This window comes from Cytobacillus sp. BC1816 (assembly GCF_051353635.1).
In the GTDB taxonomy this organism is placed as follows: Bacteria; Bacillota; Bacilli; order Bacillales; family Cytobacillaceae; genus Cytobacillus; species Cytobacillus oceanisediminis_C.
Map to the genome: position 1 here is coordinate 3,506,417 of NZ_CP195611.1, position 16,852 is coordinate 3,523,268.

Below are 16,852 nucleotides of genomic sequence, written 5' to 3' on the forward strand. Positions count from 1 at the left end.
AACACTCACCTCTGGTGCAAAAACCTTAATCCATTACACATAGATTATACCGTTTTTGCGCTTTCACGTGCTACTGCAAATGTATTCCGCAGAGCTCCAATCTCTTTGATCTCACATTCGATAACAGCGCCTGACCTAACCATCTCAGCTCCAACAGGACTTCCTGTAAGGATTACGTCACCTGGCAGCAGCGTCATGACATTAGTCAGGTAGGATATCATTTTCCGGATTGGGATAATCATTAATTCTGTGCTGCTGTTCTGCTTCTCTGAGCCGTTTAATTTTGCTTCCACTTTAACCTGAAATGGATCCAGGTCTGTTTCGATTACCGGACCAAGCGGAGTAAATGTGTCAAAGGATTTGCCAATTGTCCAATGCCCGTCATTATGGAAGAATTGCGGTGCAGTAACATCATTGCCTACTGTGTAGCCAAAAACATAATCAAGCACATCTGACTCTGCTACATTTTTAGCTTCTCTGCCTATTACCACTGCCAGTTCTGATTCAAATTTCACCTCTTCAATGCCTTCAGGAATGATAATATCCTCATCAGGCCCTATAACAGAAGATACAGGCTTAAAGAAGAATACAGGAATTTCCGGGAGTGTCTCAGGCAAATCTGATTTCACAGACACATAGTTAGCTCCAATACCAATAATCTGATTTGGAACCAGAGGTGCAAGCTGCTTAGCTTCATCCGCCGAAAAGCTCTGGCCAGTATACTCCCATTCTCCGAAAATATCACCTTTAATTTCTTTAAACATGCCCCCCTCTGCTACTCCTGTATGTACTGCTCCTTTAACTTCAAATCTTGTAAATTTCATTTTCTTCCCTCTCCCTTCAATTACTTTAAGTCTGCGGCTCTTTAGAAAAACAGGGCACATACATGCCCTGTTCTAAAACTATTACTGTTTAACAGCATACTTGGACTTCGCTTCAAGTCGGCGGCGGTGCAAAATCGGTTCTGTATAGCCATTTGGCTGATCATATCCCTCAAAAACGAGGTCACATGCTGCCTGGAAAGCAACTGATTGATCGAAGTCAGCTGCCATTGGGCGGTATGCGGGATCTCCACTATTTTGTTCATCTACAACCTTAGCCATTTTCTTAAGTGTCTCAAGCACTTGCTCCTTCGTGCAGATTCCATGGTGCAGCCAATTCGCAACATGCTGGCTTGATATCCTTAATGTCGCGCGGTCCTCCATTAAACCAATATTATTGATATCAGGAACTTTAGAACAGCCGATGCCCTGCTCAACCCAGCGGACAACATATCCCAAAATCCCCTGTGCGTTGTTATCCAGTTCCTCTTGAACTTCCTCTGGATTCCATTGCGGATTTTCAGCAACCGGAATCTGCAGGATTTCATCACGAAGGTCCGTAATCTCTTCCAGCAGCTGATTTTGCACTTTTTGAACTTCTACCTGATGATAGTGTAAAGCATGAAGGGTGGCAGCAGTTGGAGACGGTACCCAGGCAGTATTGGCTCCAGCGTTCAGATGGCCGATCTTCTGCTCCATCATATCAGCCATCATATCAGGCATAGCCCACATACCTTTTCCAATTTGGGCACGGCCCTGGAAGCCTGTTTCAAGGCCTGTATTGACATTGGATTTTTCATAGCCTTTTAGCCATGCTGTTGACTTCATGTCACTCTTGCGGATCATTGGGCCAGCTTCCATGGAAGTATGCATCTCATCCCCAGTCCGGTCCAGGAACCCAGTGTTTATGAAGACGATGCGCTCCTTTACTTCACGGATGCAGGCTGCCAGGTTCAAAGATGTACGGCGCTCTTCATCCATTACACCAATTTTTAGTGTATTCCGCTCCAGTCCGAGCAAATCTTCAGTCCGGTCAAACAACTCGTTTGCAAAAGCAACCTCCTTGGAACCGTGCATCTTTGGCTTAACGATATAAATGGAACCTTCTGATGAGTTTTGGTATGGGCCATTTCCAAGCAATGTATGCTTGCCAATCAGGCTGGTAATTACCGTATCCAAGATACCTTCCTGCACTTCATTTCCATCTGCATCCAAAATCGCATTAATGGACATTAAATGTCCGACATTTCTGACAAACATCAACGAGCGCCCAGATAATGAGAACTCCTTTCCATCTGGAGAAATATACGAACGGTCAGGGTTTAATGTACGCGTTATGGATTTAGAGCCCTTTGTAAAGGCGGCGGAAAGGTCTCCCTTCATTAAACCAAGCCAGTTGCGGTACACAAGGACCTTGTCTTCAGCATCAACTGCTGTTACTGAATCTTCACAATCCATAATTGTAGTAATTGCAGCTTCAAGCAAAACATCCTTTACTCCGGCATCATCCGTTTTTCCAATTGGGTGGCCTCTGTCAATTTGAATTTCAAAATAAAGGCCATTATTCTTCAGAAGTACCGCAGAAGGATGATCCTGCTCTCCCTGGTATCCGGCAAACTTTGATTCATCTTTTAGATTTGCAGTTTCTCCATTGCTAAGCACAGCTGCCAGCTTACCGTTTTCCACTTTATATTGAACAGCGTCTTTATGAGAACCGCTTGACAGAGGAACGGTTTGATCAAGGAATTCCCTGGCAAATGCAATAACCTTTTCTCCCCTTACTGGATTATATCCGCCTTCTCTATTTGCCCCATTTTCTTCACTGATTGCATCTGTGCCATAAAGTGCATCGTATAAGCTTCCCCACCGGGCATTTGCTGCATTGATCGCATAACGCCCGTTATTAACTGGAACGACCAATTGTGGTCCAGCCTTTATAGCTACTTCATCATCCACGTTTTCTGTAGTAATTTTAAAACCTTCGGCCTTTGGCTCAAGATAGCTGATCTCTTCTAAAAATGACTTATAGCTATTAAAATCAAAATCTTGATTTTCTCTGTGCCACTTGTTCAGTTTATGCTGAATTTCATCCCGCTTCGCCAGCAATGCTTTATTTTTAGGCGTCAGATCATTTATAAGCGCTTCCAGACCTGGCCAAAATTGTTCCTGATCCACTCCGCTTCCCGGCAGAGCCTCGGAATTGATAAATTCATAAAGCTCACTTGCAACTTGCAGGCTTCCTGTTTTTACATAGTTTCCCATTATTCATTTCCTCCTTTGGTTGCTGCTTTACCATTTTAAATTTAATGCGGTTGCCGATTCTTGTTTCTTATTACGAAACAGCGTTTCTAACTTTCTCTTAAAAAAATAATAGCATGTTTCTAAATCGATTTTCAATAATTTTCACACAACTTTATTCTTCTCTAATTGATAAGGCTTAATTTAGCTTTTCAACATTGGGTAAATGCCCAGCCTTCTTCTAAGGAAGGCTGGGCATTTTCTTATGAAATTGCCTGGGCCTTCATCTCTTTTTTGACTTCAGCACATCTGCTCGGCGATGGAAACAGCTTTCCAGCATTCAGCAGATTATGAGGATTAAAGACTTCCCGGATTTCTGTCTGGGCAGCAATTTCTTCTTCTGTGAAAACAAAACGCATTTCTTCCCGCTTTTCAATGCCGACACCATGCTCTCCAGTTATGGTCCCTCCAACATCTGCGCAGACTTTTAAGCATTGGCTTCCAGCTTCGAGCGCTTTCTCTGATTCTCCTGGTATCCTTGCGTCAAATAGGACAAGAGGATGCAGGTTTCCATCTCCTGCATGGAAAATATTAGCAATCCTTAATCCCGATTCACTGCTAATCTGGCTGATTCTGCTTAAAACTTCAGGCAGCTTGCTTCGAGGGATCACCCCATCCTGTACCAGATAATCAGGAGAAATGGCACCCATGGCACCAAAGCCTGTCTTACGATTCGCCCACCATCTTGCTCTTTCCTCTTCACTTCCCGCCGCACGGACTTCACGGACATTCCTCTTTCTGCAAACCTCAAGGATTTGGTCGATCTGTTCCCCAATTCCCGCTGCAATACCATCCACTTCAATTAAAAGAACTGCTTCTATATCTTTTGGATGGCCTACCGGAAAAGCTGCAGCTTCCACCCCTTCAATAGCAGTCTTATCCATCATTTCCAGGGCTGCAGGTACAATACCAGCAGATATAATATCTGATACTGCCTGGCTCCCATCTTCAACCCGATCGAAGTAGGCAAGAACAGTCTGCTTTCCTTCAGGATTTTTCAGTACCCTCACAGTTATTTTTGTTACAATTCCAAGGGTCCCTTCAGAACCTGTAATCAGACCCAGCAAATCATATCCGGGAGCATCGGGAATACCATCTTTGCCAATTTCCACTATTTCGCCATTAGGCATGACCACTTCAAGTCCAAGAATATGGTTTGTAGTTACTCCGTATTTCAGACAATGTGCACCCCCGGCATTTTCTGCAACATTGCCCCCAATTGTGCAGCAGTATTGGCTGGATGGATCCGGTGCGTAATAATAGCCTTTATCGGATATTGAATTTGTGAGTTTTAGATTTACAAATCCAGGCTCCACAACGGCGCGGCGATTTTCAAGATCAACGCTAATAAGTTTTTTCATCCTAACCATACTTATTATTATTTCTCCATTAAGAGGTATTGCTCCGCCGCTCAGCCCCGTACCTGCCCCCCTGGCCAGGAAGGGGAGATTGTTTTCCGAGCAGTACTTGACAATCTCCGCCACTTCTTGTGTATTCTTTGGAAATACGACTGCCTTGGGCAAGTGCTTATGGATCGTAAAGCCGTCACAGTCATAAGCCAAAAGGTCTTCTTTCTGGTAAAGAATGGAACGGGAACCTCCCACAATTTCAGCCAAATTTAAGATGTGTTGGTCCTGTGATTTAACCCGATCTTTCGTTCTCACTCTTTTTCCTCCTTCACACGGTCTTCCTTTTGGTAAGCCCAATCAAGAAGCTGGATAGTATGGACAATTTTCTGATTCCTGCCGTATTTTTGAACTCCCATTGCCATTTGCAGCATACAGCCGGGATTTCCCATTGAGATCATTTCCACATCATCTGGAACATTTTCCATTTTGCTTTCAAGGACCGCATTAGCCATTTCCGGATTGGTAATATTGTATATTCCTGCACTTCCGCAGCAGCGGTCTGAATTAGGCATGTGCACCATGTCAACACCAGGAATATCAAGGAGAATATCACGCGGCTGCTGGCGGATTCCCTGTCCATGCGCTAAATGGCAGGCATCATGGTAAGTAATTCTAGTGTTCATTTCAGCCTTTGGCTTTTCATAGCCTGTATCATGAAGAAATTTTGATATATCCTCTACCTTTTCAGAGAACTCTTCCGCTTTTGCATGCATTTCCGGATCTTCCTTAAACAATTCTGCGTATTCCTTCATCATGCACCCGCATCCTGCTGCATTAACAATTACTTTGTCAAAGTCTTTGAATGCTTCCATATTCTGTTTCGCCAGCTTCCTGCCCATATCACGGTCACCCGCATGAACATGCAGGGCTCCGCAGCAAGTTTGGCTTTGGGGTATGACAACATCATTTCCATTTCTGGTCAATACATTTATGGTGGATTCATTAATATCACTGAACATGACATCCATTACACAGCCGGTCAGCATCGCAACTTCCTTCTTTGTCTCCCCTTTTGCTTTGATTACTTTTACGTCTTTATACTTCTTTTTTACAGGCTCTTTCACTTCAGGCATGATGGATTCCATATCGACAAGGTGCTGCGGCATGATATTGATTACTTTGGTTTTCCGGACTGCTTTTTGCATGCCGCTTTTTTGGTAGAATTTCATAAGGCCGCCTAGCGTATTTAAGCGATTCTGGTGAGGGAAAAGGTCATGAAGAAAAAACTTGCTGATGGCTCCTTTTATACCAGTCAATGGCATTGCCTGCCGAATCTGGCCGCGTGCTTCCTCAATCAAACCGCCAACATCGACATCAGCTGGGCATGCAGTTGTACAGGCGCGGCAATCCAGACATTGAAACACTGGGTCCATGAATTGCTCATTTACTTGAAGCTTCCCTTCAGCCACAGATTTGATTAGGTGGACACGCCCCCTTGGAGAATGCTGTTCCTGACCTGTCTGTTCATATGTCGGGCATGATTCCAGACACATGCCGCAATGGACACAGTCAGCCCATTTCTTTTCATCTGGCGGATCGCTCCATAAATAGTTTCCCAATCCCGAGGTACATGGCGGCTCTTGCTTTAAATCGAGTTCCCGGACACTCATTTAAATCCCTCCTATGAATCTGTTTGGGCTTAAAGTTTTATTTGGGTCGACCTTTGTTTTAATCCCCTGGAGCAAAAAGAAATGAGAAGGTTTATTGCCCCAAACATCCACTTTTTTCCGAAGCTCAAATGGAAGGTGCTTTGCAACCGCATATCCCCCTGCTCTTTCAGCAGTCTCCCTTACATGTACAGCAGCATCCGCGACATCTGGCTCTGCTCCTCTAATGGTCACTTGACTTAATCCATGGCCCAGACCTCCATGTGATTCGATTTTCACATTGAATTTATCCTGAAGCAGATCAGTATTCTTTAATACTCTCACTGCGTCGAGATTAACAGTTCCAATCTTCATGGAGGCTTCTGTTTGAATTGGCAAATCCTTGTCTGCCCCGTTAGGAATGTGCCTGTAAAAGCGTTCCCAAAACAAATCCGCTTTTTCCTTAGTGCTTATACTCAACTTCGCATCTTTCGGCAGCATATTTCCCACAAAAGTTTCCTGATAACGTACAGAGCTTTCAACATCTTCAAAACTCATAGCTATCGTGTAAGAGTTTATTCCGGCAAGCCTATCTGAAAGTGACGGATTCAGCAGCTCAAGCGAAACTGGTTCTATCATAGAATCCAATACCTTCACTGCAAACGCCTTTATATCCTCCAGATTTCCAGCTGGAAACGAAACGAGAACCAGACTCTCACATTTAGGGATTGGGCGAAGCTTTAAGGTAATTTCAGAAATCACACCAAGTGTGCCCATTGATCCAATAAACAGCTTATTCATATCATAGCCGGCAACATTTTTTACGACTCTGCCACCCGAGCGTATTATCTTTCCATCCGGATAAACAGTCCTTAATCCAATGACTGCATCACGGGCTGAACCGTATCCCAGCCTTTTGGGTCCGCTTTCATTTGCTGCAATGATACCGCCTATTGTGGCATTTTGGGGCCAAAAAGGATCAAGAGATATTTTTTGATTATGTTTAGCCAGATAATCCTGAAGGTCTTTAAAGCGAATTCCGGATCTTACTGTTACTGTCATATCACCAGGTGTGTGTTCCACAATCCCTGTATATTTTTCAAGCGATAAAAGAAGATCCGCTTTTTCATTTAAACCTCCGAATCCGCGTTTTGTGCCACCGCCCATAATGTTGATGGTTAGACCATTCAGATCTGCATGCTTAAGTGCCGCTGCAATCTCATTTTCTGTTTCCGGTAATATAATCATTTCACCTGAGTTGCCAAATGGGCTAGAAACTTCATTTTTACTTATCTGATCTTCCCTAAAATAAGTTTTTAAAGCACTTATCGATTCTGCTGCAATCAACATGTCCACCCCCGATTGTTTCGTAATAACAAACAATGTTTCAAAGAAATTTCAAAAAAACTTTAACGTTCCTGCACGATACTCATTTGCAAAAGTTTCTCAACCAGCTCTAAATGTTCAATCATATTCTTATGCGCTTGGTTCGGCTGCTTATTTTTAATAGACAAATAGATACCCAGATGCTGCTCTTCAATCTTTTTTGCGATATCATCCCGTGTTTGAAGGTATTGATGAAAATCGATCATGGATTTTTTCAATGTTTCAGATATAAATTGCACAAATTGGATAAGTATATCATTGCCTGCTGCATGGGCAATCGCCATATGAAACTGATAATCTTCCTCCCATCCATGGATGGCTGCATCGGAAATCAGTTTATTCATCTTCGCCAAATCCGCCTCAGACCGATTGGCGGCTGCCATTTCAGCGAGACCTGTTTCAACCATTTTTCTTGCCTGGAATAACTCGTGGATATCTTTAATGCCAGGATGCAAATGAGGACTTTTAAAAAGCTTTGATGAATCAAATCGGGATATATAAGTGCCTTCTCCCTGTTTCACATGTACGATTCCTTTGCCCTGCAATGAGGTTAGAGCATCCCTGACAGCGGATCGGCCGACACCAAACAGTTCGCATAACTCTCTTACTGATGGCAGCTTTTCTCCTGGTTTAAAGGATCCTTTGGCAATCATATCTTCAATTTGCTCTGCAGCAATTTCAGAAATTTTTCGTGTTGAAATCTTTTTTACATTCAATCTCTTGCCACCTTCTTTGCAGACGTCACATATCTGATATGTTATATGTTACTTCCTATTAAATCACGGTGAATTATAATAATCAATAAAATATTTAGAATTTATCAAAGATTCTTATTAATATTTGAATCTAGGGGTCATTTGGACAGGTGCAGAAGATATCCGGAAAAACGAGCCCGAACCAGAGGACCATCCGGGCAAAGTATCAGAAAATCTGATAAAGAAGTTACACATTCGCTGAAATCATATGCACGAAGTAAAAATCGACTCTCATGCTTAAGAGCTAAAACAACAAACCTTATGAAAACAGCAAAAAAACTGACTTCCACGTTTTCGTATGGAAGTCAGTTTAAAATTTTCTATTCTATTACGCGTACAACTCGTCCATTGAACTTAGTTTTCCAATAGCCGCTGGACATGTTTGCAACCGCAACACCCGTTGAGCTTTGTGAACCGATGAATTTACCGCCGCCGAGGTAAATGCCTACATGGCCATCCCTTTTATAAGTATCAAAGAAAACAAGATCCCCAGCTCTCATCTCGCTTGCTGAAACCTGGCGTCCACCAAATTTAAGAGAATCTGTGCTGGCTCCTACACTAATTCCAGCCTGGGAGAAAGCCCAGTGAACAAAGCCTGAGCAATCGAATCTTCCATTGGCGATATCATATGCATTTCTGCCGCCCCCAAACACATAAACAGAATTACCGATATATTTATTACCTGCAGTTGTCACAATGCTGATTGCACTGCCGCCATTTACAGTTGGCTTTGGAGCAGAGCTTGCTGTTCCTTTTACTTTTTGGGCAGCAGGAGTCTGCTTTTTGGCAGAAGCTGGACCTGAAGAAGCAGATGCCGGAGCAGCTGACTGTGCTGCTGGTGCTGTTTGCGCCGCAATGCTTTGTTCGATTTGAGCAATCATGGAAGCATATTTAACATCTTCACTTTGCAGCTTTGCCTTCTTATCTGCAATTGAATTTTCTTTATCTTTTAACTGCTGGATTAATGAGCTATTTTGCTGTTTTTGCTCCTCCATGATGGACTGCATGCCTTTTAATTCGGTCATCATGCTGGTTAATCCCGCTAACTCTTCTTCAACTGCAGCCTTCTTTTCTTCAAATACCTTTTTATCCTGTTCCTGTTCTTCCATTAATTGTTTGTCTGCCTGAACAAATGTGGTTACTGCTCCGACACGGTCAACAAAGTCACTGAAACTGGAAGCACCAAGAAGAACATCTAAATATGCCACGGTTCCGCCGCTTTCCTGAAAAGATTGTGCACGCTGTTTTAGGATAGCGCTTCTCTTTTCGATTCTTTCCTCAATGATAGCCATTTCTGCCTTCAATTGATCTACTTCGGATTTAGTGCTGGAAATTTTAGTTTGCGTTTCTGCTATTAATTTATTATTATCTTCAATCGCCTTTTCAACTTTAGTAATTTTAGTATTTAACTCAGCGATTTCTTTAAGGACACTTACCAATTCCTTATCCGCTTCAGCCAGTGTGTCCTGCAAGCTGGAACGCTGCTGCTGAATTTGGCTTTTTTGATTTTCTAGCTTATTGATTGATTCAGCATTTACACCTGGGATGGAAAAAGCACTTCCGAGCCCAAGGATAATAGTTGTATTTAAAACGAGTAGCCTTTTTCTCAAAGTAATTACCCTGCTTTCTAATATGTACTTGGTCATTTATTGGCCGTAAGAATATAAAACTATTTATCTATGTTTATTTTTTTAAGCGATTACAATAAAAATCTCTAGTAAATTTGTCTTTCCATGGAGGATTATACCATCCTTATTTGACAGACTTGTTATAGAAATATTACAAAAATATTTCAAACGTGACATTAAACCCCTTTTTTCGCCACCTATATATGACATAATTCCCTATTTTACTGAGAGAAGATATCCAACGACAGTTGTGTGCTGTATTCCAGAATAAATAAAAAAAGACTGGAATCCAGATTAACTCTTACGGATTTCAGCCTTTAATGAATACTTTTTAATCCTTAAACTTGCTTTGGATATCCTGATCGAACACAAATACCGACATTCCAAAATCCCGTTCGATATCTATATCCACAAACAGGTCAATTAGTCTTGCCTGCAAAAATTCTTCCATTTCTGCGGGGCGGTTTTTTTTATACATCTCCTTGACCATTTCTGTTCTGGCAGCCCGAAGCATTTGTTTCCCCTCGTCTGCACTTGCTATGAATTTTTCCACAGGAGATAAATTACCTTCCATTTCACATATAGCCCAATGTTTGCAGAATGTTGTCCTAACTTTGCTAGGTCCTTTGCCCATATGTTTTTTCCGGAAGGAGCGCACTAAATTACTGAATTCAGCTTCATACTTGTTCATATTCCAACCCTCATTAACCTATTTTCATGTATAATCCCAATTATACATGTCCAATGCAGGTTTCACTTTAATAAGTTAATCAATTAATACAATTATTGTCAAACTAAACAATCTAAATTTCTTGTCTAACTGAAATTATATGCTACTATTTTGTTAGTTGAAAGGTTCTAGGAGGAAGAATTATGGAAATTCTAAGCAGCAGAAAAATTGTCAGATTTCAGAATGGAGTTCTGCAGGATGCAGAAGATTCAATTGTTTCCGAACACCCTCTCACAATTCAGCTAAATGGAGAAGAGTTCGCAACAATGGTCTGCAGCCCAGAGAATATTCGGGAATTAACAATCGGCTTTTTGGCTTCTGAAGGCTTCATCAGGAGAATGGAAGAAATCAAGGATATTCAAATAGATGAAAGCAAAGGATTTGCATATGTGGAGTTACATACCCAAACTTCTACAGCAAGCCATGAGTTCCACTCCAAACGGTTTATTGGTTCATGCTGCGGGAAGAGCAGGCAATTTTATTTTCACAATGATGCGAGGACAGCCAGAACTTCTACATCAAAGCTGACCTTGTCTCCCAGCCAGTGCATCTCATTTATGAAACAGCTGCAGGATGGCAGTCAGACTTTTCAAGAAACCGGAGGAGTACATAATGCCGCCTTATTTTCTGCAGATGAAATGATTGTCAGCAGAACAGATATTGGCCGGCATAATGCTCTAGATAAAATCCTTGGGTATTGCATTGAAAACAGGATTCCTGTAAGGGATAAAGTCATTGCATTCAGCGGCAGAATCTCTTCGGAAGTTCTTCTAAAAGCCTCCAAAATCGGAGTAGGCATAATTCTATCAAAATCCGCTCCGACTGATCTGGCCATAAAATTGGCAGAAGATCTTAATATCACAGCTGTTGGCTTTATACGCGGTCAGTCTTTTAATGTTTATTCTCATCCGGAAAGGATCGTTTCAGGGGCGGAAGATTAATAAAAAGAGGGTGTCCAATTGCACACGCAAATGGGGCAGCCTCTTTCTCTTTTTCAAAAAGTCTCTATTTTTTAAGCTCATTTTTTTGCATGTAAATGAATATCTTGATTTTGCAGATTACTAAACGTAAAAATAAAAAGGCTAGTTATAATTAGATAGGTTTAGTAATACCATGAAAAAGCAAGTCAAAGCTTTTGCCTCGACTTGCTTTCTATTAAAACATAGGATGTGGAGGATCTATTCCCAGAACCGTTTCACCATCTACGGTTAACCAGATGTAATAATGGTCAATTTCCGTTTTCAGGACCTTCTCTATCTTTGCAATCAGACTTTCCTGCAATTCGAATGACAATCTTGCTGTTTCTTCTCCTAATTCATATTTTTGCAGTCCCATTAAATCAGCTATATATCTAGCTTGTTCATACGATACTTCTACATATTTATCATATTCAGGTAAATATGCTGCCTCTGATGTCTTTGCGTTGAATACTAACAATAACATCAAACTCACTAAAACAAATGCTGCTTTCTTCATTTTTGTTCCCCCTTAAATTTTTACTAATTTGTCTTTTATTTTAAAAAATGTATCAACAATATCTGGATTGTACATAGTGCCCCGATTTTTTCTGATTTCATCTATTGCTTCAAGTACGCTTCTGCCTTTCTGGTAAACCCGATCAGTAGTCATTGCATCAAATGAGTCTACAACAGAAATAATTGCTGCCTCTATTGCAATTTCATCCCCTTTAAGTCCTTTGGGATATCCAGTGCCATCATATCTTTCATGATGCTGCTCTACCACTTTGCCTGCTTCTATTAAACTTGGCAAACCTGTCTCTTGCAGTATTTCTCGTCCAAAAGCAGAATGCTGTTTCATTATATCCCACTCATCGGAGGTTAATTTACCTGGTTTTTGAAGAATCTCTATTGGCACCTTCACTTTTCCTATATCATGTAAAAATGCTGCAAGATTAAGTTTTAAAATTTGTCGAGAATTTAAATCAAGTGCGTCTGCCATGAGCATTGACATTCTTGTAATTCTATCGCAATGATCGCTTGTATATCCATCTTTCTCTTCGATTGATATTACCAAATCTCTTAATTCATTTGTCACTCTGCTATAGTAGTGAAAAACTGGATTAGATGTTACATATAAAAATTCAGATTGACCTATTGATTGAAAAATATGGTGTTCAGTTACTGGGCATCTTTGAAACGAATCACCAGCTCTGAGAGTTTTTTCCCCATTAGAATCTTTTAAGAGCAGTTCACCGGAAATCAAATGAAGATATTCCAGCGTTTCACCGCCTTCTAATGGTTCAAGTCCCCACCTAGCATCAGGTTCAAGCTTATGATAAATAACCTCTGTCCCATCCCCCGAAGCAATCAAGGAGATTTGCAAACCTTTCATGTGGACTGTTTCAATGAAACTATCTTCATTTATAATGCCCACTTTATTACCCTCTTTCTTATACTTCGCAAATGATGTATGTATTGGGTGGCAAATTAATAAACTTTCCTATATTGCCATTCTAGTACATGATTTTCCATTTTTCCACAAAAATTTTGCTAGTTAGTTGATATTAAAGAGAATATTGACAATATTTAAGGCTATTTGCCTGTTTTTATCGTCCCCATTAAAAAACCAGTGACCTTAAATGGGGTCACTGGCTTTTTGTCATTCTCTTTTGTTAGGAGGGACATCTCTTTCACTTTTTTCCATTTTGTGCATTTTCTGGTCCTCGGGAAGCTGGGTGTTCCTTTCCATGGCACTTGTATCTTCTCCCATTCCTTTGAGGAAAGTGATCAGAAGTGTAACTGCCCGATTGACTTCTGGATCTTTCAAAGCCTTCACAAGATCAAAGTAGCTTGTTTTTTCATCCGTTTCTTTATATTCCGCAACTCTTGCAACACCGGAATTTAATTTTAAAAGCAAAGGCTCAAGCTGCTGGACATTAATGGTACCCAGGGTCCCAACCATAAGCAGCAGGTTTTTGATTGTATTTGTAGCTTCCGGTTTATCTACTGCTTTAACAAGTACGTTCAATACTTTATCTCCCTGTCCAAACAAACCATTTAATAACGAGAGAATTCCCCGATCATGCATATGGCCGACCGCTGTAAGCAGTTCAAGAATGGATTCCTTATTATCTATTAGAGCATTTTCCACTTCTTCCAGGTCTTTTTGGCGTTTGTCCTCAGGGCTTAACTCAAAACGCTTGATATTATTAATCGCTTTAGCCATGCTGTTTCCGCTCCTTTTTCACCATTTCTCCCGGGAAAATATAATCTTTCCTTGCCCATTTCTTTTGAACATTTACACCAATTTGCGGCTGCGGGTTGCCATAACGGTGATTAATTCTTGGAAGCGGATTGCTGCCTTCTTCACTCAGAATTTCAAGCTTCACCTTCGTTTCCTTATATGCCGGTGTATCGGTATCCTTATCGGCATAGCTGCTTGTTAATAAATTTATGGCGGCTTCGCCTCTATCATTCATAGGAAGGTAAACTTCCTTTCCTTTAACCCTATCAGTTATATGACATTTAACTTTAACATTACCATACGGTGAAGTCAGACGAACAAGCGTACCATCCTTCAGGCCCCGCTCTTTGGCAAGATCAGGTGATACTTCCAGGAAGACTTCCGGTGTTTTCGAGCTGATTCCTTTTGATTTATACGTCATGTTGCCTTCATGGAAATGCTCCAGGAGACGTCCATTATTGACGTGGATATCATATTCAATTGGAAATTCAAGAGCTGGAGTCCAATCTACCGGATAAAGTCTTGCCTTGCCATCAGGAAACGGGAAGCTTTCCGTATACAGGAGCGGGCTATCCGTTCCGTCCTCAGCCACCGGCCATTGCAGACTCTTATACCCTTCCAATCTTTCATAAGTAACACCTGCGTATAATGGCATAAGCTTAGCAGCTTCGGCCATGATTTCGCTTGGGTGGGTATATGTCCAGCCCGCGCCAAGTCGATTAGCTACTTCAATGATTATTTGCCAGTCAGGCTTTGAATCCCCAAGCGGCTCAAATGCCTGGTAAAGACGCTGAATTCTCCTCTCTGTGTTCGTAAATGTTCCTTCCTTTTCCAGACTTGGACTTGCAGGAAGCACCACATCCGCAAACTCAGCTGTACGGGAAAGGAAAATATCCTGGACGACAAAGAAATCAAGTTTTTCAAAAGCAGCCTGAACATAATTGATATTTGAATCCACTAGCCCCATATCTTCACCCTTCAGATACATCGCTTTCAGCTGGCCTTCATGAATCCCTTCTACCATCTCGTGATTATTCAGTCCGGCTTTTTCCGGAAGCTTTACACCCCAAGCTTTTTCAAACTTCTTTCTCACATCAGGGTCTGAAACTTTTTGATACCCAGGCAAATTATCGGGGCTGCTTCCAAAATCCCCTGCCCCCTGCACATTATTATGGCCCCTTAAGGGATACGCACCTGCACCAGGTTTAGCGTAATTTCCTGTTACAAGAAGCAGATTTGAAATGGCTGTACTTGTATCACTGCCTCCAAGATGCTGTGTGACACCCATTGCCCATAAAGCAGAAACACTATTGGCTTCATGAATCATTTCTGCCATTTTGATTAAATTGTCTATGGATATCCCGGTTGTTTCTTCTGCAAATTTCAAAGTATATTTCTCCAGGTTTGACACAAATTCTTCAAGGCCATTCACTTTTTCCTGCAGAAACTTCTCGTCCGCCCATCCCTGGTCGATAATGTATTTAGTAATGGCAGAAAGCCAGACCATATCCGTACCCGCACGAGGCCGCACAAACAAATCAGACCGCTCTGCCATTTCATGTTCCCTTAAGTCAGCTACAATTACTTTTTGGCCATTCAGTTTCTGGGATCTTTTCACCCTGGTCGAAAGAACCGGATGGGATTCAGACGTATTGGAACCAATAATCAGCACTAATTCGGAGTTTTTAATATCTTCAATTGAACCAGCATCCCCTCCATATCCCACAGTTCGGAATAGCCCTACAGTTGCAGGGGTCTGGCAATATCTTGAACAGTTATCGATATTGTTTGTCCCTATGACTGCCCTGCCAAGTTTCTGCATTAAATACGATTCCTCATTGGTACATTTTGATGATGTAATAAAGCTCATTGCATCTGGGCCATGCTGTTCTTTAATTTCTGAGAATTTCCGTGTAATCAGGTCCAATGCTTCATCCCATTCTGCTTCACGGAATGAATCACCTTCCCTGATTAGCGGCTTCGTTAATCGCTCCTCATTATTCACAAAGTCCCAGCCAAATTTCCCTTTTACACATGTAGATATTCCGTTGGCAGGTGCTTCTGCCTGAGGCTCCACCTTCAGGATTTCCCGGCCCTTTGTCCATACATCAAAGCTGCAGCCGACGCCGCAATAGGTACAGACTGTTTTGGTCTTTTTAATTTTCTCTTCCCGCATGGCTGCTTCCATATCAGATATCGCCAGGATGGATCCATATCCTGTTTCAACATTTTTAGTGATTTCAATCATTGGCCGAAGGGTGTTTTTGGCAATTCCAGTCAGAAATCCGGCTTCCCCTTCCATTCCCTTTTCCATCATGGCATTACATGGACAAACAGTGGAGCAGTGCCCACAGGATACGCAGGAAGACTCGTTAATCGGGACATCCTTATCCCAGATAACCCTAGGTCTTTGCCGCTCCCAGTCAATGGTAAGGGTTTCGGTAACCTGGACGTCCTGGCAGGCTTCCACACATCTTCCGCAAAGAATACACTGATCGGGATCATATCTGTAAAAGGGATGAGATTCATCCTTCTCATAAGGCTTCTGATCAAACGGGATGCTTTGGTGATTAATTTTCATCGCCTTAACCGTATTATGTATTTCACATCCCCCATTGTTATAATCGCAAACCGTACAATACAGTTCATGATTAAAGAGAATCTTATCCATGGCAATGGTCTGCGCCTGTTTTACATCAGGATCCACAGTATCGATTACATCTCCATCTTTAATTTTTGTAGAGCACGAACGTACGAATTCTCCATTAACAGAAACAATACAGGTATCACAGGTTTCGATTGCTCCCAGGCTCGGATGGAAGCAAACCTGAGGAATCTCAATCGAACTATCATTCAATAATTGCAAAACAGTTTGATCCTGCTTTGCTTTCATATCTATACCATTTATCTTTATATTGAGAGATGCTGGCAAATAAATCATCCTTTCAATGAATCGGTTTCTTAGATTTTCACTACCCTTGTAAGAAAAAGTTAAACGTTTAGTTAATGATATTGGCAGATAACTCCAGGCATGC

General features: G+C 41.6%; 13 protein-coding genes. 1 reads left to right on the forward strand and 12 read right to left on the reverse strand.

The window, feature by feature from the left end; translation table 11 throughout:
• Positions 1-44: 44 nt before the first annotated feature.
• The 8 genes from ACR42H_RS17805 to ACR42H_RS17840 form a co-directional block, all read right to left on the reverse strand.
• On the reverse strand, positions 45-824 hold the full coding sequence (locus ACR42H_RS17805; RefSeq protein ID WP_436372297.1) for a fumarylacetoacetate hydrolase family protein: 780 nt from the start codon (positions 822-824) through the stop codon (positions 45-47).
• A gap of 81 nt (positions 825-905) precedes the next feature.
• The gene (locus tag ACR42H_RS17810) at positions 906-3,083 is read right to left on the reverse strand and encodes a malate synthase G (RefSeq protein ID WP_436372299.1); all 2,178 of its coding nucleotides are present in this window, start codon (positions 3,081-3,083) and stop codon (positions 906-908) included.
• 239 nt (positions 3,084-3,322) lie between these two features.
• The gene (locus ACR42H_RS17815) at positions 3,323-4,783 is read right to left on the reverse strand and encodes an FAD-linked oxidase C-terminal domain-containing protein (protein ID WP_436372301.1); all 1,461 of its coding nucleotides are present in this window, start codon (positions 4,781-4,783) and stop codon (positions 3,323-3,325) included.
• Positions 4,780-6,138, reverse strand: coding sequence for a (Fe-S)-binding protein (locus tag ACR42H_RS17820; RefSeq protein WP_113881321.1), 1,359 nt, complete (start codon positions 6,136-6,138; stop codon positions 4,780-4,782). Before ACR42H_RS17820 ends, ACR42H_RS17815 begins: the two co-directional genes overlap by 4 nt.
• Positions 6,139-7,461, reverse strand: coding sequence for an FAD-binding oxidoreductase (locus ACR42H_RS17825; RefSeq protein ID WP_436376993.1), 1,323 nt, complete (start codon positions 7,459-7,461; stop codon positions 6,139-6,141).
• 62 nt (positions 7,462-7,523) lie between these two features.
• Positions 7,524-8,216, reverse strand: coding sequence for a FadR/GntR family transcriptional regulator (locus ACR42H_RS17830; RefSeq protein ID WP_436372303.1), 693 nt, complete (start codon positions 8,214-8,216; stop codon positions 7,524-7,526).
• 359 nt (positions 8,217-8,575) lie between these two features.
• Positions 8,576-9,865: a coiled-coil domain-containing protein gene (locus tag ACR42H_RS17835; protein ID WP_113881318.1), complete on the reverse strand. Its 1,290-nt coding sequence runs from the start codon at positions 9,863-9,865 to the stop codon at positions 8,576-8,578.
• A gap of 349 nt (positions 9,866-10,214) precedes the next feature.
• Positions 10,215-10,574, reverse strand: coding sequence for a DUF2294 domain-containing protein (locus tag ACR42H_RS17840; RefSeq protein WP_113881317.1), 360 nt, complete (start codon positions 10,572-10,574; stop codon positions 10,215-10,217).
• A 182-nt stretch (positions 10,575-10,756) separates the two neighbouring features.
• On the opposite strand from ACR42H_RS17840, the gene fdhD reads away from it, so the two are divergent.
• Positions 10,757-11,554, forward strand: a complete 798-nt coding sequence (fdhD, locus tag ACR42H_RS17845) for a formate dehydrogenase accessory sulfurtransferase FdhD (protein ID WP_113881316.1) — start codon at positions 10,757-10,759, stop codon at positions 11,552-11,554.
• Between the two features lie 214 nt (positions 11,555-11,768).
• Here the strand turns inward: fdhD and ACR42H_RS17850 are convergent, their stop codons facing one another.
• The 4 genes from ACR42H_RS17850 to fdhF all read right to left on the reverse strand — a co-directional run bounded on the left by ACR42H_RS17850 (position 11,769) and on the right by fdhF (position 16,758).
• Positions 11,769-12,089: an 8-amino-7-oxononanoate synthase gene (locus tag ACR42H_RS17850; protein WP_436372306.1), complete on the reverse strand. Its 321-nt coding sequence runs from the start codon at positions 12,087-12,089 to the stop codon at positions 11,769-11,771.
• 12 nt (positions 12,090-12,101) lie between these two features.
• Positions 12,102-13,007 carry an HD-GYP domain-containing protein gene (locus ACR42H_RS17855; RefSeq protein WP_436372308.1) on the reverse strand — a complete coding sequence of 302 codons (906 nt, stop codon included), beginning with the start codon at positions 13,005-13,007 and terminating at the stop codon, positions 12,102-12,104.
• 225 nt (positions 13,008-13,232) lie between these two features.
• Positions 13,233-13,799 carry a DUF1641 domain-containing protein gene (locus ACR42H_RS17860; RefSeq protein ID WP_113881313.1) on the reverse strand — a complete coding sequence of 189 codons (567 nt, stop codon included), beginning with the start codon at positions 13,797-13,799 and terminating at the stop codon, positions 13,233-13,235.
• Positions 13,792-16,758: a formate dehydrogenase subunit alpha gene (gene fdhF, locus ACR42H_RS17865; RefSeq protein WP_436372310.1), complete on the reverse strand. Its 2,967-nt coding sequence runs from the start codon at positions 16,756-16,758 to the stop codon at positions 13,792-13,794. Before fdhF ends, ACR42H_RS17860 begins: the two co-directional genes overlap by 8 nt.
• Positions 16,759-16,852 lie beyond the last annotated feature (94 nt).